The sequence below is a fragment of the Flavobacterium sp. ZT3R18 genome (genome assembly GCF_007097385.1).
In the GTDB taxonomy this organism is placed as follows: Bacteria; Bacteroidota; Bacteroidia; order Flavobacteriales; family Flavobacteriaceae; genus Flavobacterium.
The window spans coordinates 249,393-270,122 of sequence record NZ_VJZS01000001.1 but is presented as its reverse complement, the minus strand read 5'-3'; the positions used below and the strand labels follow the sequence as shown (position 1 = coordinate 270,122).

The window sequence follows — 20,730 nt, the reverse complement described above, 5'->3', positions numbered from 1 at the left end:
TTGCGATTTATCTTCGGCATGAACTCTAATGCGGATTCTAGGTTTAATTAATCTTTTTTGTGTTGCTGTTCCGTGTGATTTTGATTTCCGTTAATTATTTTATTTTCGGAGTTCATTCCGTTTGACATTCCAAGCATAAGGGCAGTAATAATTAGAATCATTTTTCTTTTTATCCAAAGAATAGGCCGTTTAGATTCCTCTAAACGTGTTTTGTTTTTCTGTTTATACATTTTGTAAATGATAAATGATTAGACATTTTTTTATCATCTTATACCATTGTATTTAGTTAAACAAAATACTTGGTATAATGCCGACATAACAAAATAATAGTACTCCCGAAGCGTCGGGATCATTGAACTATATACTTTGTATAATCGGTATTATGCATGGAATTGCATAAATACTTAGAAAAAAAATTCCCTAAGCTATGTATAAACTTTCACAGGAGTTTTTTGAGGCAATCACCTCATTTACAAAGAGGTGTTGCGCTACAAACGAACTTACTTTTTGATAAAGCAGCGTTCGTAATTTTTGAAGAACCCGAATTTGAAGACTATAAACTGCTGCAAACTCGAGGAATGTTAAGAGAATTAAAAATGAAGCTTTTTTAGACGAACTGAACTGATTGAACACATATACTTTAGAATCGGTATAGTTCAATTCTCTGCTGAGAATTACGTTCGAGTATTGATAATAATCTACTGAATTTGACTGAGAATCTATCGTACCGTCATTTACCATCAGGCTAAAAACCAGAAAGAGTGAAATCAGATATTTTGAATACTTTATCAATTTATTTAATTCGAATTATCAATTTTAGGGATGTGTTGTGCAACGGTTTGCTGCTTGGCAAAGTTAGCAATAGTTGCTTTATTCTTTATTTATTTATATTTAGCTCCATTATTGGTAAATACCTATTTTTAATAGAAGTTTCAATTTCCCCAACTTTTACAAAACCCAATTTAGTATAAAACATTTCGGCATTAGGTTCTGAATCGAGTATTATTCTATTCACGTTAGTTCCTTTTACGAGAATTAAAAAGTCATCCATTAGCATTCGTCCGAATCCTTTTCCAATGTATTCAGGCAGAATGAATAAATTATCTAGTTTTATAGTATGTTCGTCCTCATAAAAGAACGAATAATACCCAACAGTTTTAGTATCAATAACTAATTTGTAAACTGATTGAGTTTCAATATAGGTTGGAGTGATCGTTAATGATTCAGACCAAATCTTAATCTGCTCATCAGAATATCCCCAATACGCTTTTGACTTTTTAGTTATCGCTGTCAAAACTTCGTTATCGTTACTATTTGCTTTTTCTAGTTTCATTTTTACAATTCCAATTAACGTTTTGTTCCTGTTTTAGTGTTTTATGATTAAGTCAATTAAAGTTCCTAAAATTACCGCTGAAAAACTAAATGTAAGCATTCCTAATACATAAGAAGCAAATGCTTTTACATAACTGATTGGTTTTGTTTTATCAAAAAATTGTCCAATTGCCCAAGTACAATATGCGAAACCAACAAAACCAGCAATTGGCATCAAGTTTAATTTCGTCAATCCAACAAGAAGGGTAAAAACAGCATACATCAACATCCCCATTCCCATCACGAAACACAATAGAATGACAAGTTCAAAAAAATTATAATCGTACTTTCTGAAAAATATTTTTAGCCAAAAAGCGATAAACATTCCCATTATAATATTTGCATATCCGTAATGATTTTGAATCCAATTAAAAACGGAACCTATTGCTGTCTTTTTTGCTCCGTCAATATGAATATACCCATCTTCTATATGAAAGAAATGACTAATTAGGGTAAAAATTAACGAAGTTACAATGATAAATATAACTGGTTTTACAAGTCGGCTTCTGTTTTCGGCGATAAAATGGCTGATATTTTGCCCAGGTCTTATCAATAATTCTTTTATGGTAAATAGAATACCTCTTTCAAAATGTAAAATGTGCTCAATCTCGTGAACGATATAATGACCATCAATTCTTTTTACTTTTGCAGGTTGCCCGCAATTCGAACAATATTTCCCCGTTAATGCATCATTACAATTGCTACAATTATTCATTTTTTTTATTTTGTTATATGTTCTTTTGTTTATAATAGCTGGTATTGTTTCCGTTGGTAGAAATCATTTTATACAGTTATAAAAATTTTAATAAATAAGCGATTAAAATAAGAGTGACCATGTAGCTTAAATTCCCTAAAAAATACACTAAAATAGATTTTATATAATTTACAATCTTCTTTTCTCCAAAAAATTGCCCTATAGCCCAAATGATATAAACAAAATAAATTACTGTTCCAATTAATGCTAAATCTTGGTTTTTAAACACTTTGGCGGGAACATTAAAAAAAGTAAGAATTAAAATAGCTTCGCCCAAAACAAAAGACAAAAGAACTAAAATTTCATAGATACTATATTTAAATTTTCGATAAAAAATTTTTATCCAAAAAGCTATAAAAACACCCATGATTAGCTGTGCATAACCAATATGACTATCCGCCAATTCGCCAATTTCTTTTGCTCGAATTTTACCTTTTAGAGGTATAATGTCGTCAATATTGAAAAATCTAAACCTTATATGTAATGAATGAGTAATGAAAGTAAAAATTACAGAGGTAAAAATTAAAAACAATACAGGTTTAATATATTTTTCCCTGTCCTCAAATAAAAATTCTCGTATCGCTTTTCCGGGTCTTATCAATAATGATTTTACAGTAAATAAAAAACCTTTTTCAAAGTGTAATAAATGCTGAATTTCATGAGAGATATAATGCCCATCAATTCTTTTAAGTTTTTCTGACAATTTCGGTTTTAACTCTATGTCTTTTAGTTCGATAATTGTTTCTGATCGTTGCATCTCTTAGTTTTATGCCGTTTTGGTTAATAATTACTCCCAACCCGACTTTGATTCCTGTTTTTAATGCTCATAAAAGCAGCAAATACAATAAAAGTATTCCGCCTTTTCTACAAATTTACTTTAAGGTGTTTAGCACTCTCAAAGGCACTCATTTTAAACGGAATGTTGAAAAACCAAAACTAAGAAAAAATGAGAAATAACAGGTTATTACTTTGTAATTTTATAATAATGAATTTATGAAGATTACTGAGTATGTGAGATGATGCAGAAAGACTCGTTTATCTCTTTGAAACGACCTAGGCAAACAAGTGTAATTCCATCAAAATCAAGCGTCAACACAAATAAGTATCCGTATCCCAAACGAAAGATTAAATGATCTCACCCATTAGACTCAAGGCAGCTTTAACTTGGCATTATACAATAACCATATAATTTTATGAGGAGTTAGGATTCTATGGAGCGGAGGTACTAAGTCTTGTAATCTATTGAAATTCTTAAACTTACGACACAAAAAAAACGACCTCTTTCGAGATCGCTTTTTTTCAAAAAGGTTATATCCTCCTAAGTAATTAATCCCTTAGAATCTTTATGCTTTAAAAAAACTTATTTTTTTACAAAACGTCTTGTAGAAACAGTGTCGTTATCATTTACTTCCAAAATGTAATTCCCAATATTGATGTTTGACACATCAATAGTTCCGTTAACAATTCTCCCAGCAGCTATAGATTGTCCAAGGATGCTGTACACTCTGTAAGTAGCGCTTTCAGAAACCGAAGTCACATTCAACACAGAAGATGTAGGGTTTGGATATACTATCATTGCAGTTTCAACACTTGATTTAGCTGTCATTTCTTTGGCAACCGAAGTAATATTTACAGTGTAATCCTCAACTTGCCCATAAGAAAAAGCCTCACAAGCAGTTGGAATAGCGTTGTATTTCATAGAAACTCTCATTCTTGTAGCTCCCAATAATGCAGTTGCAGGAACAGTGAATGATCCCGTTGCAGGTGTTGCTGTAGAAGCCGCTTTAGAGAAAACCAATTCTCCAGCATCTGTAAACAAACCGTTTTGGTTGTAATCTATCCATACTGCATACCCCTCTTTGTAAACTGTAGCTGTCCAAACTGGAGTAATCGTGATAGTGTTTGCAGTATTCAAAACTAAGTTAGTCGATATAGCTGTAAAGTTCTCGTAACCTGTTCCTCCAGTCGAAACATTACTGATAGTTCCAAGAGCTACTTTACCAATTTTTTCATCGGCAACAGAATTTCCTTGAGAAGCACAATACGTAAGAGCAACAGTTAATGTAGTTACATTTACAACATTACTAGCCACAGAAATATTTCCAGCAGCATCTTTTGCTTTTACAGAGAAAGTATAAGCGGTAGCAGCTGTTAATCCAGTTACTGTATAAGTAGTACCAGTAACAGTTGCTTTCAAAGTAGCACCTTGATATACATCATATCCAGTTACAGCAACATTATCAGTTGCAGCAGTCCAAGATAAATTGGTAGTAGTAGTTGTAGTTCCAGCAGCAGCCAAAGCAGTAGGAGCAGTAGGAGCAGTAGTATCAACCACTGGAGTTAGTGTAGTTACGGCAGCCGTATTACTAACTACAGAAATATTTCCAGCGGCATCTTTTGCTTTTACTGTAAAGTTATAAGTAGTAGTAGGTGTTAATCCCGTTACAGCATAAGTAGTTCCAGTAACAGTAGTTTTCAAAACACCATTTTGATAAACATCGTATCCAGTTACACCAACATTGTCTGTTGAAGCCGTCCAAGATAAGTTAGTGCCAGTAGTTGTAGTACCAGTAGCGGCCAAAGCAGTTGGAGCAGTTGGAGCAACGGTATCAACAACACCCGAAGTGATGGTAAAGTTGGTATTTGAAACGTCAAAGAAAATATGATTGGTTCCTTTTACCATGATTCTGTTGGTCGTTCCAGCAATATTCGGGATAGTTACAGCTTGTGTTCCGTCATTTGGAGTTGCAGCCAATAATACTGTTGGAAAAGTCAATCCACCATCTGTAGAAAGCAAGACATCCACATTAGCACAATTTACACCGTTTGCAGTTGTACCAGCAACAGCCCAAGTAACAGTTTGAGAAGATCCACCAACGTAAGAAACAGCTGTGTTTGGTGCGCTTACAGCAAAAGGTCCAGCAGTAGCATTTACAGTAACAATCATATCGTCAGAATTGTTTGCAGGGCTACCAAGGTGGTTGTCACGCACTGTCAAACGGAAGTTCATTGTTCTAGCTACTGAATTCAAAGCTTCAACAGTCAATTCTGTACCAGCAGTAGTTGTGGCGCCTGCTAATGTTGAAGACATTTTAGGAAAATAACGAGTAGCCGAAACAGAAGAATTGTAAGATCTGAATTGAACCCCTGTCGTTTTGGTTGCAGCTGGTGCAGCAGAAGTCGTCTGAACATCCATTTGCTCCCAGTTGTAAGTTAAATTATCACCGTTAGCATCTGTTCCAGCACCTGTCAACATAAACGGAGTGCTTTTTGGAATTGTATAATCCAAACCTGCGCTGGCCGTTGGAACCGAATTACCAGTTGCAGTGTTTACTGAACACGTTTTTGATTTTATATTATTAGTGATTTGTTGAATCGTAACCGCATGGAAAAACGCATCCGAATGTGGTTGAACATCAAGGGATGTAATACCAGCATATCCCATAATTGTAGATCCACTTCCTGGTTCTACTTGAGCAATAGTTCCTTCATTACTGTGCGTGAAGGTGTGGTTTCCACCAAATTGGTGACCCATTTCGTGAGCCACATAATCAATGTCGAAATTATCCCCAGAAGGAATAGCATCGCCAGGAGATGTAAATCCACTTCCTTTGTTTTTATCGGTAGTACTTGAAGTGTCGTCAACACAAACACAACCAATACAACCAGCATTACCTCCTCCCCCAGAAGCACCAAACAAGTGACCGATATCGTAACCTGCGTTACCAATTACCGAAGTCAAAGTGTTTTGCAATTCGGTATTCCAAGCACCACCTTGACCAGTTGAAGCTACAGAATATGGGTCGGTTGCTGCATTGGTGTAAATCAACAAATCATTATTAGCAATCATATTCATGTGAACACCACAGTCTGTTTCAAAAACACCGTTTACACGAGTCATAGTGTTGTTCATTGCAGCCAAAGCCAAAGCTTTAGTGCCACCAAAGTAAGTAGTATACTCAGCCGTTACAGACAAAGCCAAACGGAAGGTACGCAACAAACCATCGTCAGCATTTGGCCTAAAGGTTGTACCGCTCATTCTAGCTTCTTTTTTAGCTTGATCAACAACAGTACATTCAAATTTAGACAGTGAAGCCGTTTTGTCTGATTTTTTATAAACAGTATAGGTGTTCAAATCAGTAGTATAAGGCTCAATAAAAACTGCAGATTTATCAGCATTGATCAACATCGTTTCTACTCCAAGCGCAGAAACACTAAAGTGAATCGTAGCAGTTGGGTTTTCAATGCCCTGTCCTACATAAGCTTTAATATCTGGGTATTTGGCTGCTAAAGCAGGATCCATGTTTGGGGCTTCAAGAATTCTGAAGTTTTCCATTTGTCCGTTTTCATTTGGGAATGAAACGATAGTTTTAGACACTTTAGACAATTCGCTTCTTTTTGGAGAGGAAGCCAAGGTCTGTTTCAAACCATTGATGTCTAGGCTAAACAATCTTGCATTGTTTAAAGAAGTTTTGTTCACGGCGATACTAGCGCCATTCGTCTTGCTTGTTGCTTTCCAATAACTTCCTCCTTGGGCAAAAGCCAGTCCTGAAAAGGCTAAAAAAGCAATCGATAGTAGTTGTTTTTTCATGTTGGTTAATTTGAGGTTAATTTTATTAGGCAAATATATACAAAACAACAACCTAATTACCAATTTAGTAACAAAAAAACATCAATTTGTTACATTAACTACGAATACTTTTCAAAAACCAAAGCAGTTCCTGAGATTATTATAAATATTAAAAAAAAATAATTTTTTGAATATTTACAATAATTCAGCAACTTTTTAAGAAACAACAAAACAATTACGCGGGATTAAGTTATTGGAAATTAAAAAATTTATTTACTCCAGTAGCGTACACCATTACAAAAAAACAGGCTTTTTGGCTTGCGTACTGTGTTTCGTTCGAGAGAACGTTTTTCAAAATCTAAGCTTTTAATTTCGGAAAGAGAAATACTTCCACAAGGTGCAAGTACTAAGAATGCTAGCTTTACTTGATTCAGAAGTTTACTGAAAATCATCGACAACCTGAAACGCCATTCTGAACAAGAAGTGGTCAATTAATTCAAAAAAGATGGCAAGATCTATACTTATTACAAAAGCCGTTAGGTGATTCGGCTATAGATTTTCATCAAAACTATGGTGGTGAATTATTCTCTAAAAAAACTAGATACTTTTATAAGAATCTGAAAGCAAACTGGATTTGATTAATGAAATAATAAAACCTTGTTCAAGTTAGATGTATTTGCAAACACAAAAAAACAGCTTTTTTTCCTTGAAGCTATTGTCATTGCGCGTGGTATTACTTCATTAAAAATTATTTTCATAGGAGTTCAGTTAACTTCATTTAAGAGTAGCTACCGAAGCAGCCTAAAGCAAAACCCTGCTAGAAAAAAGGGCAACAAAGATAAACCATCAAGCCCTTTTTTCTAACAATGGTCACGCCCAAAAGTATAGTAGTAGTGTTTTTCTAAAGCTTTAAATTTCGCAATCACAACGCATTTACAATTACAGAAACCGAGCTAAAACTCATGACCAAAAGCGCTATCCTGGGCGAGAGCAAAATCCCAAAAAAACGTATGCAATCCGTGGCCATTACAATTATCAAGTTCAATTGCGTTTTAACCTTCCTTTATCACTTTGTCGATATACTGCGTGGGCACGGATTGCAAATCCGAGAGATCGTTCACGAAAGTAATTTTTTAATATACGAGCTATCTGGTTTTTAGTTCGTTTTATAATTAGTGCTTTTTTAAATATTCCTCAAAACTATGATATGTTTTTACAATACAAGTAAAATACATTTTACCTGAATAATAGTATTCTTCTTTGTCAACAATTTCTCTTTCCGTTTCATAATTAAGAATACCCGAAAGTTGTTGATTGGGTCTAAAATTGGGCTGTTTGTTTAATACTAAATCCTTTTTTTTTAATTGAATCGTATCTTCATCACTATAATTTACGGCTTGAAAACTATTTTTATTTACTTTTATTATAAAACCAAATTTCCCGTAATAATTCCAGCCTGAGCTTATTATTAATGTATCTTTTTGCAAATCACAATTGCAATAAAGAGGTATAAACCCATCCTCGTCTTGGTGCAATTCTTGTTTTTCGTTTTTAAACTTCAACAAAATCAAACGGGTCCTGTTATTGCCAAAATCTTCTAGTTCTTTAAAATATTCACTTTTCACATCGTTTTTATCTTCCAAAAAACGTTCTTGATATTCTTTTTGCTTTTTTTTACTTAAAGTATCTAAGTTTTTCTCTTCCCTATTCAATTGATAAAACGATTCCATTTCGGGAATAGTTTCGACAACACTAAAACTAAGTTTCTTTTGAGCAAAACTTAAAAAGCTCATTAATAATACTAAAAATATTATTCCTGTTTTATTCATTCATCTTTTATTATGAGGTTTAAAGCCGCTTAGTCAAATGTATTGATTTAATTTTGAACTTGAACTTTAAGTCACAAAACGAAGTTTCAGCTTATAAGCAAAACCCGATAGCTATTTGCAAACCGTCCTCTGCTAGCTCGAGAGTCCCCATCATGCACACGATTAAAATCAATTCAAATCTATCTTTGAAATCGTATGGTTGGTATTACTATAATTTCTTGTTGAGCTATATTTCTAATCTATGGAATTAATTACAAAACCAAAATACAAAAACTCTCATTGTTTTATAAGTGTTTATTGTATGAGCACGAGCGGGGAGATTTTTACATTTACTTTAGTATCACTTGCTTTTAGAATACAGGCTCTCCATTTAAATCCGAAGTAAGTACTTCACTCATATAATCGAAAAAAGGTCTCATTGCTGAAAATGTTTCAATCACTTCTTTCTGAAAATCATCAGATAAAACTTCCTTGTCTGTAAATTTTCTCATCACTACAAATTGCTTTTTCTTAATCAAATTAATTGCAGGATGATTTTTATCGAAGCCTTTCGGAGCAGTTTTTACTCCATCTTCTCCTTTAAGCTCTCCGAAATATTTTACGAAAGTAGTGTCGGAAGTAATCTTTTCGATTTCTGTTGTATCCATTTCGAATTCTTTACGGATACGAAGTAAATCTTGACTATTTGGACCCCAAAATCCTCCTCCCACAAAACTATTATTTTCCTCTAAATGGATATAATAACCTCCTCTTAACATTGGTTTTGCACGAGAAAATCCAGCACCTAAATAAGTTTTATAAGGAGATTTATCTTTGGAAAAACGAACATCTTTGTAAATTCTAAAAATGTGGATTCCTTGTAAACTGTCGTGTTTTTGAAGTTCGGAATAAATCTGATCGAAAAAAATCTTGTTTTCTTTCACAATCAAATCGTATTCCGATTTGTGCTTAGTAAACCATTCCCGATTGTTGTTTTCTTTTAGCTGTTTAAGAAATTCAAATCCTTTTTTCATATGTAGGTAATATTGTTTTTGTTGGAATATGGTATCGCCAGATCTTTAGCGGTATTTATCTCATCGGTTACTATTTTGTTTTGGTATTCGATGATTTTCAATTGCGACAACTGCTGTCATGGCGATTTCATAATATTATACAGGTCAAAAGTCCGAATATTTTTCTCATTTGTTTCAAGTGTTAATTGTCTTTTCGGGTTGTTTTTTAAGCTGACGCCTACGCTAGCGCGATGTTATTAAGTTAAGGATTTCTTGCTATACTTTTTCTAAATCTAGTTCTCGCAAAGACGCGAAGACGCAAAGAAAACAGTTCTTAACTTTGTGTTTTCGCATCTTTGCGAGAAACAATAAGGTTTAACTTAATGACATTCCGCTCGCGCCAGCTACACTCTCAAACCGGGGGATTGAACACGGCTGTGCAAAATGGTGTGCAACCAATATATAGTTACAATATACGCTCTTGCACTTTCTGCAAATTTATATTTTGTACTGTAGCTTCTCTTGTGTTTACATTATGGGCACGATCGGGGTGCTCGCCGCGCTATCGGGGTCAATACCTTTTATGAGCAACCATAAGCAAAGCGATAACTCTCCTATAAAAATCGGGATAGCAAGATATACAAACAATGGATTTTCAAAGCCTTTTGAAAGGAACATTGTAAAGCTATTTACCAAGTAACACAAACCCGTAAAGGCATAAAGTATCCCAAATATTTTAGGTAGAAATTTAGATTTATAAATTACATAGCCTACAATTAGACAGTAAAATCCAAAAAACACCAAACCAACAGCATAACCTTGTGTCTGAATATTTAGAGAAAGTAGAGAAAGGGCTGCCAGTTGGCTAGGTTCGAATGTCTTTAAGTAAGTATCGTTGCTTAATATCAGTAATGGTGAAATTTGATTCAGAAGATTTACCGCAATTATAGCTGTTTGGATAATAACAAATGCTACTGCTAGCTGCAATAATAGCTTATTTGTTCGTTTGAATAAAAAATAAATAATCAGTATGGTCGGTAAACCTACTACAAAGTTGATTAGGTCGGCAACAAAACCCCAGCGAAAAAGCATTTCGTTGGTTTGAATGTTATGAGCGGTAGTCAAAGCATCGTTTGATACTCTTAACGCTTGCCTAACGAAAACTTCGGAAAATAATCCTGTAGCTATTACAATTAAATAGCAAAAGCCTGCAATTCGTGCTAAATTTTTATTTGAAATCATTTTATTGTGAGGTATAAGTTTGTCATAATCGCTTTTCTATATCTGTCTGTTAAATTTACTTTTCGTTACATTGAGTTTTCAGATTGTTCTTTCCTGACAACTAACCTTCTCGCAGCTTGGCGATGTGGCGGATTAAGAAAGCCTAAATTTCGGTTAATGACTAATTTTCCAAGTACAAAACCAACTTCAAATTAAGCCTAATTCCGCCATATTGCCAAACGGTGGTTAGCTGCTGGGCTTTATTCCTTTTGTATTGGAAGGTTGTCAACATATTCCATATCTACACAAATTAGAATGTCTTGAGGAAGTATTTCAATTTGTGCTAGACTAATAAATTGTGGTTCCAAGTCTGATGCTACTTTTTCTATAACTAATTTTGTTCGTCTATATAATTCTGACAAATTAATACTTGATATTGGTTCTTGGGAATTTTTTTGAACTGCTTCAATTGTGATAAAATCTATGATATCAATTATATGCAAATCTAATGGGTTTATAATTTTGTTCTCAAAATCATCTCTTGGGTGACCAGCACTTATTACGAATGATTTGATCGATTCGTTATTTATAGTTTTTAGCCAAGAAATATTACCCCAAATAGGTGCATTTAGTCCAAGTAATACTTCGTCAATTCTCTCGTCAATATGTTGAAATGAATTTCTAAAAGGCTTTGTTTTTAAAAGATATTCAAAATTTCCACCAGGTTTAACTTTTGATATATCAAAATTACCTGCAAATGATTTAATGAAATTAGTTAGGCGATAAGTCATGTCTATCTGATTCCAAGCTTCTTTAAATATAGTTACTGAGGATTCTTCTCTTAAATTATTTTCTGATATATATGAAATTTCATCGTGAAGCTTTTCAAAGCTTAAAGTAATTGAATTAGTACAAAATCTTATTCCTTCGAGCAAAAATATTTGTCTTTGGTCAAGGTTCGCAGGAATTTTATTGAATATAGAGTCTTTGTTTATTAACATCTTTTTTTATAATTATTAAAGTTTAAATTCTACTCAAGCCTAGCAGCTAATCTGCATATATGCGAAACAAACCTTCGCCAATCTACCCAAAATTAGGTCTATACACAAAGATTTATTTCGTCATATTCATTTTTCAAAAATAACAGAAAAATACTTATAAATCAGATAAAATATTTTTTTATTTCCTGCAACCATACAGCTCTTAAAAAACAAAATCTCCTCGTTTTTCCTAAAGTTGTTGTGTTTGCGTGAGGGATAGAGCAAGGCGCCATAGCGCTCGTGATAGCCCGACCGCCGCTAGAGAAAAGGGCAATGAAGACAAAGTATCTAGCCCTTTTTTCTAGCGGCGGTCACGCCCAAAAGTATAGTAGTGGTGTTTTTCTAAAGCTTTAAATTCCTTAATCGCAACGCATTTACAATTACAGAAACCGAGCTAAAACTCATGGCCAAAGCGGCTATCATGGGCGAGAGCAAAATTCCAAAAACAGGATACAAAACCCCTGCCGCAATTGGAATTCCTAAAACATTGTATAAAAACGCAAAAACCAAATTTTGCTTGATGTTTTGCATGACGGCATGGCTCAAATTTCTGGCTTTTACGATGCCTTGCAAATCGCCTTTTACCAAAGTGATTTTGGCACTTTCGATGGCGACATCGGTTCCGGTTCCCATGGCAATTCCAACATTGGCTTGCGCCAAAGCTGGGGCATCGTTTATCCCGTCGCCAGCCATGGCTACAATTTTGCCTTGGGCTTGTAATTTCTTGATTTCTGCGAACTTATCCTCGGGCAAACAACCGGCTTTATAGGACGTCAATCCCAGCTCATCGGCCACTGCTTTGGCGGTATTTTCATTATCGCCGGTAAGCATTATCACTTCAACACCTTGACGCATCAATTCTTTTATGGCCGTTTTGCTGGTGGCTTTTATGGCGTCCGTAATCGATATAAACCCAATGGCTTCTCCATCAATGGCGATATACGAAACGGTTTTGCCTAATTTTTGCTCGGCAGTAATTTTATTTTCTAAATCATCAGGAACAGTAACATTGACTTGTTCCATTAATTTTTGATTTCCCAGTGCTACTTTTTTATTCGAAACAGTGCCCAAAACCCCTTTTCCCGCAATGGCTTCAAAACCTTCGACTTCTGATAAAGCAACATTCTTCCCTTTGGCAAAATGGACTATGGCTTCCGCCAAAGGATGCTCGCTGGGTTTGTTGAGCGAGGCAATCAGTTGTAGTACCTCATCTTCTTCTTTATGGATCACATAAATTTTGTCTACTGATGGTTTTCCCTCGGTGATGGTTCCTGTTTTATCGGTAATTAAAACATTTACTTTATTCATATTTTCTAAGGCTTCGGCATTTTTTATCAAAACACCCGATTGCGCGCCTTTCCCAACTCCAACCATAACCGACATGGGGGTTGCCAAGCCCAATGCACACGGACAGGCAATAATCAATACCGCAATGGCATTGATAAATCCATACACGGCTGCGGGTTCTGGACCAAAATTTACCCAGACAACAAATGTCAGCACCGCAGTCAATACCACAATGGGAACAAAATATTTAGCGATTCTATCGGCTAATTTTTGGATGGGAGCCCTAGAACGACTCGCATCGTTTACCATTTGTATAATTTGCGAAAGCAAGGTTTCAGAGCCTACTTTTTCGGCCAACATCACAAAGGATTTGTTACCGTTAATCGTTCCGGAACTCACACTATCGCCCACCGTTTTATCAACAGGAATGGGTTCTCCAGTAAGCATCGACTCATCGACATGACTTTCCCCGCTTGTGATTTTTCCGTCAACCGGGATTTTATCGCCTGGTTTTACACGCAACAAATCGCCTTTCTTGATGTCGTGAATGGAGATTACCGTATCGTTTCCATCTATTACCAAAGTAGCTTCTGTTGGGGCCAATTTCAACAATGCTTTTATGGCTCCACTGGTCTGACTGTGCGCTTTGGCCTCCATCAATTGTCCCAACAAAACCAAAGTAAGAATCACGGTTGTGGCTTCAAAATAAAGCGACACAACTCCGTTATGATTTTTAAATTCATGAGGAAAAATACTTGGGAAGAGCAATCCTACCAAACTAAACAGGAATGCCACTCCAGATCCTATTCCTATAAGGGTAAACATATTGAGATTCCATGTTAGTATGGATTTCCAAGCTCGAACGAAGAATATCCAACAAGCATAAAACACAACGGGCAATGACAAAAATAGCTGAACCCAATTCCAACTGTTTGCATCCATTAATTGATACATTGGATTATTCGGAATCATATCCGACATGGCAATAATAAAAATAGGCGTTGTAAATCCAACCGCAATTTTCATTTTACGCAACATCGCTTTATACCCTTTCTCCTCGTCTGAATCGGCAGTTGCCATTGGCACCAAATCCATTCCGCAAATACTACAGGATCCCGGCTGATCTTGAACAATTTCGGGATGCATCGGGCAAGTGTACTGCATTTTTTGTATGGTTAATTCGGGGTATTTCACTAAATCCATTCCGCAAACTGGGCAATCTCCTGCTTGGTCATAGACTTTATCGCCTTCGCAAAACATGGGACAATAATATTTCCCTGGGTTATTATTCGGAACTTTTTTTGGCTGATTGTCACCTGACCCTTTTGATCCACAACATGATTTCGCTACCGGCTTATCTTCCGGTTTATGAACTGTTGCAACCGAATCACTTTCACTGATTGTATATTTCCCAACGGCGTACAAGGCTTTTTGGAATTGAAAAATGGGAATGTGTTTTTCCATAGTAATTGTTGCCAATGGTGGATCTAAAGTAACCGAAGCTTTTATCCCTTCGATCGCATTTAATGTTTTCTCAACTTTTGAACGACAACCATCGCAGGACATTCCTGTAATTGTATAAGTATGTATCATGATTTTTGTTTAAAAAAAAGCCTTGCAAAATCACAAGGCTTTTAAAATATTATTTAGTGCTTTATTACTTTCTCATCAATCTTTTTTTCCGTCATTTTCATTCCACATTTAGGACATTTCCCTGGTTTATCAGATGTAGAACCATCCATTGTGCAAACATATTTTGTTTTTACTACAGTAGACGTTTGACTTCCTTTTACAGCTGGATTGTGCACGGATACTTTGCTTGCTACCAAGTCCATTCCGCATTTAGGGCATTCTCCTTTTTTGTCACTCATTACTTTGGGGTGCATGGGACAAGTGTACATTGTTTTCTGAACTTCTTTTTGGGGAGTTGCAGTTTTAGTTTGAGCTGATACGGTTGTACCAATAGCAAATAATGCTGTCAATATGATAATTAATGTTTTCATTTCTATTTATTTATAGGATTAATTTATAATAATTTGAACTATTCAAAGTTCGGGAAAAATGCGTTTCTACTCTTGTAGAATTTTCAAAATGATTTGTAAAATTTATAAACTGTCAATCTGATTTCTTTTGATTTCAAGTGCTTTTTTGAAATTCGTTGGAGTCATTCCAGTCATTTTCTTAAACTGATTACTCAAATGCGCCACATCGCTGTAATTCATTTTGAAAGCAATTTCACTTAATGACAATTCGTTATAACGCAACAATTCTTTGACTTTCTCTATTTTCTGAATGATGAAATAATGCTCTATGGTTATTGCTTCAACTTCAGAGAACAAAGTACTTAGGACGTTGTATTCTTGACCTAAATGAGTCGCCAAATAATGGGACAAATTAGTTTTTAAATCTAAATCTTGATGGTGGACTAAAGTTACGATTTGGTTTTTGATTCTTTCGACGGTAACAATAGTCTTATCCTCCAATACTTCGAAACCAAGCTCATTTAATCTTTTACTTAAAATTACTTTGTCTTCTTCCTTCCAATGATCCAAAAGTTCGACTTGACCTAATTCAATCTCAACGGGATGAATTCCAATTTTTTCAAACTCAGACTTCACCGCCATTATGCAACGATTACAGACCATATTTTTGATGTACACTTTCATTCGTATTCTTATTAAACTAAATTACATTAAACCCAGAATCCGTATTAGAAATCTACTGCTTTGGATTTAACATTTTATTTATAATTAGGCTTCTCTAATAATTCAAACTCGCTCCAAATCCCATTCCCATATCACTATCATAATGTGTAGTAATCCCAAAATTTCGTTTGACAATGAATCTCAGACCCGCCATGTATTCTTTGTCGGTATTCCACATCAAACTCATTCGCAATCTTTTTGAAACCGGAATATCTTTTCGTTCCAATTGCAAGCGCACATTTCCATCAGTAAAAACTTCAACCTGCGCTATAATTAGCAGCGGTAAAGTATAATTTACACCCGCACTAAAAACGGCTCGATTGTCCTTAGTATCCGTTTGCCCGAAAAGATTTTGTTCGTGTTCGTCCATGCCCATTCTTCTGTACCTCCAATCAAAACCTACAAAAGGCATTAACCATTGCATTTTACCAATATATCGCCCAATATGGGTTTCTATTTCGTATCCATGCATGTCATTGTACCCCAATCTCCATTCGGTACCAATGCTCCAACGCGTGCTCTGATACATTGCTTCGCCATCATTTCCGTTGGTCGCAAAATCATTTTCGACCATAAAATGAAACATTCTATCATCAGCAAATAACTTGCGTTGTGCCAATTTCGGATTTGGAATTAATGGATTTGGCGCTTGCTTTTCATAGCTAAAAACTCTACCCATTCCGCTCATCATGTGATATAAAATGTGACAGTGAAAAAACCAATCTCCATCTACATTTGCATTAAACTCCAGAGTATCGGTTTCCATTGGCATAATATCAACAATGTTTTTCAGAGGTGCATAATCGCCTTGACCATTTAGCAATCTAAAATCGTGACCGTGCAAATGCATTGGATGTCGCATCATCGAACCATTGTACAATACAACACGAACATTCTCCCCTTTTTTGATTAGGATTTTATCTGTTTCCGAAACTACTTTGTTGTCCAGACTCCAAACGTAGCGGTTCATATTTCCGGTAAGTTCAAAACGCAATTCTTTTACAGCTACGCCTTTTGGAAGTGTAGTTTTGGTCGGAGATTTGAGCATGGCATAATTTAAGGTTGTGATATCTGAAAGTTTGTTGCTGTTGTAATTATCTTGATTTATTTTCTCTTCTTTTTTCTTTTTTCTATTCTCTATTTTCGCTTCTCCAGTAATTTCAGGATACATCACTACATTCATATCCATTTGATTCAGACTCATGCTCATCCCCATATCATCTAAATCGCCATTCATTTTCATCATATCGTTCATCATTTTCATCCCTTCAAAATATTTCAATTTTGACAAAGGTTCTGCTAGTTGTTTGATGCCATTGCCAATATACAATGAAGTTGATTTTGTGCGATCTTCGGCTGTTGCCAAAAATTCATAGGCTGTTTTATCCGCAGGAATAGTCACTACTACATCATACGTTTCCGAAACGGCAATCAGCAACCGATCTACTGCTACGGGCTCTACATCATTCCCATCATTGGCAACCACCGTTATTTTTCCACCCGCATAGGTTAACCAAAAATTGGTCGATGCCCCTCCGTTTGAAATTCGCAAACGGACTTTATCCCCACGGTTAAAACCGTGAGCTATTGATTCGTTTTTTCCGTTGATCAAGAATTTGTCATAATATACATCGCTAACATCCATGGCGTTCATTCGTTTCCATTCATTGGTCACTTTAGTTTTGAAATGCCCTGCCTTTACGGCTTCCGAATAACTTTGAGTGGTTCCTTTCTTGATTGCAAACCAATCGGATGCATTATGCAACAATCGATGCACATTATCAGGGTTCATGTCTGTCCATTCACTTAAAATTATCGGTACAGTTGGCAAATCATCAATTCCTTTTCGAAATGTTGAAACCTCAGCCCCTGTCCTATCCAAAGGAGAAGGAACTTTTTTATTCAAAATCATTGACCCATACATCCCAATTTGCTCCTGCAAACCAGTATGGCTATGGTACCAATGTGTTCCGTGTTGGATTATCGGAAAGGTGTATTTGTGAATCGTATGCGGTTGTATTGGCATTTGTGTCAAATTGGGCACACCATCTTCTTTATTCGGCAAAAACAAACCGTGCCAATGCAAAGACGTATCTTCCTCTAATTCGTTGTGCACATAAATTTCGGCAATATCTCCTTCGGTAAAAGTCAAGGTCGGCATCGGAATTTGACCGTTTACCGCAATGGCTCTTTTGGGTTTGCCCGTAAAATTCACAATCGTATCCCGAACGTATAAATCGTAACGGACAATTTTCTGTGCATGTACAGACAATCCAGCAAAGAGTACTAGAATTAATGTTTTAAAATTACCCATGCTATTTAATTGTTTCCATCACTTTACCACAACTCAACATTTGTGAACCATAATAAGGATTCTTAATTGCACTCTCTTTACTCAGCCAACTCGCATCTGCCATAGGACAATACTCATAATAAACGGGTTCAGATAACTTTGACACTTTTATCAATTCATAGGTGTTTTTAGATAATAATTTAAAAGAATCCCGTTGTTTTTTTATGTCCTTTGTGGCCGAAATACTTTTTGCGTCAGCGGTTAAACCATTCAACACCTTCATCCAAACCATATGAACATCTGTAGTTAAAGTTTCCATTTTTACCGCAGTAATAGCGGTAAGCAACTCCTGTGATTTTGCTACGGCTAATTGACTATCGCTTTTTATTAAAGCCTCTTTTAATAAAAAATAGCTCTCAAAAACAGATTGCAGTTCGTTTATTTCTTGATTTTGAGTAACCGAAGTAGAATTAGAGACTGTCATTCCTGCCATCTCGATTTTGCGTTCTGCTTTTACTGCAACTTTAGCTTCCCTATCATATTGACAACAATCATCAAGACTCGAATACGCCTTGTCTGGAGCAAGAAACACATCACTATCATAACCTGCCAATGCAATTCTTTTTAAGATTTCTTCTGGATTGGTTTTAGTTGCATCATAGGAAAGGGTAGCCATTTTGGTCTCTTTATTCCAATCTACTTGGGCTATATTTTTTAGGCTTCCCGCTTTATCAATTTTAGATTTACACATACCGCAACTACCATATACCTTTACAATATCTGTTTTAGCATTCTTTATTTGTGCGTTTGATTGTGTGATAGCAAGTACTATTAATGCTACCATCATTATTTTTTTTAATGAATTCATGGTGTTCTATTTTTTTTAAAATGAATAAGTAAAGCAACAGTCAAACTATAGTATTGAAACTATATTCGAACAATTGAAACTTATATGAATGAAGATTTAAAGCAATATCTGCTTAGAATTTGACATACCAATGGCTGTCAAAATTGAATTTAGCCTATTTTAGGAATGAGCCAAAGTGATTGAAAACCGGAAGAAATGGTGGTTTTCAAATCATCAAAACCTTCTTCTTTTTCATAAAAAAAGAGTGCTTTGGTATTTATTCCTGCTACATAAGGAGCAATAACGGCAATTTGTACGGAAGAGATATTACAATTCGAATGACCACATTTTCCGCCACAACCATGGTGTCGTTTACCGTTTTGATTGTTATGGGAATCACAACAATCTTTTGTTTCTTGTTTTGAAGAGACTTCTTTTTTACAAGCAGCTTTTTTAGAATAACTATTACCACAAGCAAAAGCTGTATTTGGTATCATTAAGAAACCAAATACAGCTAGTAGAAATATGTAGATTTTTTTATTCATCGATTAAAACTTAGAACAAAGTTATATCATTCAGCTTTAGTGTTGAAATATGTACAGCAACTTTAGAACTAATTTAACACTACTTATCGTTGCCTATAATTGAGAAGATAATCGATTGACAAAGGGATAAAACAACACTAAAAATCATTGCAATCCAAAAAGTATCAACGGTAAAACCACCGACAATCTTAGTACACAATAAAATGATTATTGCATTTACAACCAATAAAAACAACCCTAAAGTAACGATTGTAAAAGGTAAGGTTAGCAATACCATTATAGGTTTTATAAAAATATTAAGCAATCCTAAAACAACAGCAACTACCATTGCCGTAGCTGGCCCTGCAACATGAACACCGGGCAAAAAATGAGCTATCCCAAAAACCAAACCTGCTGTAACAATAATTCTAATTAGTAAATTCATAAACGTGTTCTTTTAAAATTTCACTAAATATAGTAAAAAAATTATTCCATTTTATTTTATTTTAAAAAAGCACTAACTAATTCATAAAATAGTGTAGGGTTTTCTGCATGAAGCCAATGACCTACATTAGGAATGGTTTCTATTTTTGAGTTCGGAAAATGTTTTTTTATGTTCTCAAAATCGCTGTCCAAAATATAATTAGAACTTCCTCCACGAATAAAAAGCGTTGGATTTTCGAAAACTAGACCCGCTCCTAACGCTTTGCCAATTTGATCTACTTTATCATTAAAAACATTCAAATTAAATCGGAAGGCCAATTGCCCCGGCTCTTGCCAGTATAGACTTTTCATCAAAAATTGACGTATTCCAAAATCAGGAATGTAATTCTTCATAATTTCCTCCACCTCAGCACGACTAGGTTTGATTGAAAAATCAACCGCATTTAATCCCGCCAAAATATCCTGATGGTGCGGTGCATAAAATTTAGGCCCAATATCAGCAACAATTAATTGATCTACTAATTCCGGATGTGTCGTTGCCAAAAGCATTGCTACTTTCCCTCCCATAGAATGTCCTATTACATTAATAGAAGTAAGATTATTTTCTTGACAATAGTCGTAAACATCCTGAACCATGATTTCATAACTAAATTCATCTGAATGAAAACTACGTCCATGATTTCTTAAATCCAATAAATGCACCTGAAAACCATTGGCAGCAAATTGTGTTCCGAGCGATTTCCAGTTATCGGACATTCCGAGAAATCCGTGAAGAATTATTAGCGGTTTACCTGAACCTTCTATTTTTGAGTAGAGCATTTTTATCTTAGATTTTAGATTGCAGATTTTAGAT

General features: G+C 35.2%; 18 protein-coding genes. All 18 read right to left on the bottom strand.

The annotated features are described in order from the left end of the window. Window positions 1–47 precede the first annotated feature (47 nt). Window positions 48–230 carry a hypothetical protein gene (locus FNW52_RS01135; protein ID WP_143375570.1) on the bottom strand — a complete coding sequence of 61 codons (183 nt, stop codon included), beginning with the start codon at window positions 228–230 and terminating at the stop codon, window positions 48–50. 190 nt (window positions 231–420) lie between these two features. Beyond that, window positions 421–792 carry a hypothetical protein gene (locus FNW52_RS01130; RefSeq protein ID WP_143375569.1) on the bottom strand — a complete coding sequence of 124 codons (372 nt, stop codon included), beginning with the start codon at window positions 790–792 and terminating at the stop codon, window positions 421–423. A gap of 85 nt (window positions 793–877) precedes the next feature. After that, window positions 878–1,333, bottom strand: a complete 456-nt coding sequence (locus FNW52_RS01125) for a GNAT family N-acetyltransferase (RefSeq protein ID WP_143375568.1) — start codon at window positions 1,331–1,333, stop codon at window positions 878–880. A gap of 33 nt (window positions 1,334–1,366) precedes the next feature. Next, on the bottom strand, window positions 1,367–2,086 hold the full coding sequence (locus FNW52_RS01120; RefSeq protein WP_143375567.1) for a DUF3667 domain-containing protein: 720 nt from the start codon (window positions 2,084–2,086) through the stop codon (window positions 1,367–1,369). A 76-nt stretch (window positions 2,087–2,162) separates the two neighbouring features. Next, a complete protein-coding gene (locus FNW52_RS01115) occupies window positions 2,163–2,882 on the bottom strand; it encodes a DUF3667 domain-containing protein (protein ID WP_143375566.1) in 720 nt (239 codons plus the stop codon). A gap of 603 nt (window positions 2,883–3,485) precedes the next feature. Then, window positions 3,486–6,716 (bottom strand): reprolysin-like metallopeptidase, encoded by a 3,231-nt coding sequence (locus FNW52_RS01110; protein ID WP_143375565.1) that lies wholly within the window; start codon window positions 6,714–6,716, stop codon window positions 3,486–3,488. A 1,151-nt stretch (window positions 6,717–7,867) separates the two neighbouring features. After that, window positions 7,868–8,524 (bottom strand): hypothetical protein, encoded by a 657-nt coding sequence (locus FNW52_RS01105; RefSeq protein WP_143375564.1) that lies wholly within the window; start codon window positions 8,522–8,524, stop codon window positions 7,868–7,870. Between the two features lie 350 nt (window positions 8,525–8,874). Continuing rightward, window positions 8,875–9,537, bottom strand: coding sequence for a DUF2461 domain-containing protein (locus tag FNW52_RS01100; RefSeq protein WP_143375563.1), 663 nt, complete (start codon window positions 9,535–9,537; stop codon window positions 8,875–8,877). Between the two features lie 507 nt (window positions 9,538–10,044). Then, window positions 10,045–10,758, bottom strand: coding sequence for a DUF4386 domain-containing protein (locus FNW52_RS01095; RefSeq protein WP_143375562.1), 714 nt, complete (start codon window positions 10,756–10,758; stop codon window positions 10,045–10,047). A 239-nt stretch (window positions 10,759–10,997) separates the two neighbouring features. After that, complete coding sequence (locus tag FNW52_RS01090) at window positions 10,998–11,738, bottom strand: hypothetical protein (RefSeq protein WP_143375561.1); 741 nt, start codon at window positions 11,736–11,738, stop codon at window positions 10,998–11,000. A gap of 381 nt (window positions 11,739–12,119) precedes the next feature. Continuing rightward, entirely contained in the window at window positions 12,120–14,657 is a 2,538-nt protein-coding gene (locus FNW52_RS01085) for a heavy metal translocating P-type ATPase (protein WP_143375560.1), read from the bottom strand. Between the two features lie 53 nt (window positions 14,658–14,710). Next, entirely contained in the window at window positions 14,711–15,067 is a 357-nt protein-coding gene (locus tag FNW52_RS01080) for a heavy metal-binding domain-containing protein (protein ID WP_143375558.1), read from the bottom strand. Between the two features lie 102 nt (window positions 15,068–15,169). Continuing rightward, entirely contained in the window at window positions 15,170–15,730 is a 561-nt protein-coding gene (locus FNW52_RS01075; protein ID WP_143375557.1) for an AraC family transcriptional regulator, read from the bottom strand. Window positions 15,731–15,824: 94 nt separating this feature from the next. Continuing rightward, on the bottom strand, window positions 15,825–18,083 hold the full coding sequence (locus tag FNW52_RS01070; RefSeq protein WP_143375556.1) for a multicopper oxidase domain-containing protein: 2,259 nt from the start codon (window positions 18,081–18,083) through the stop codon (window positions 15,825–15,827). A 1-nt stretch (window position 18,084) separates the two neighbouring features. Continuing rightward, window positions 18,085–18,930: a DUF3347 domain-containing protein gene (locus FNW52_RS01065; RefSeq protein WP_143375555.1), complete on the bottom strand. Its 846-nt coding sequence runs from the start codon at window positions 18,928–18,930 to the stop codon at window positions 18,085–18,087. A gap of 149 nt (window positions 18,931–19,079) precedes the next feature. Beyond that, window positions 19,080–19,454, bottom strand: a complete 375-nt coding sequence (locus FNW52_RS01060) for a hypothetical protein (protein WP_143375554.1) — start codon at window positions 19,452–19,454, stop codon at window positions 19,080–19,082. Window positions 19,455–19,533: 79 nt separating this feature from the next. Continuing rightward, the gene (locus FNW52_RS01055) at window positions 19,534–19,878 is read right to left on the bottom strand and encodes a phage holin family protein (RefSeq protein ID WP_143375553.1); all 345 of its coding nucleotides are present in this window, start codon (window positions 19,876–19,878) and stop codon (window positions 19,534–19,536) included. Between the two features lie 56 nt (window positions 19,879–19,934). Continuing rightward, on the bottom strand, window positions 19,935–20,696 hold the full coding sequence (locus tag FNW52_RS01050; RefSeq protein WP_143375552.1) for an alpha/beta fold hydrolase: 762 nt from the start codon (window positions 20,694–20,696) through the stop codon (window positions 19,935–19,937). Window positions 20,697–20,730 lie beyond the last annotated feature (34 nt).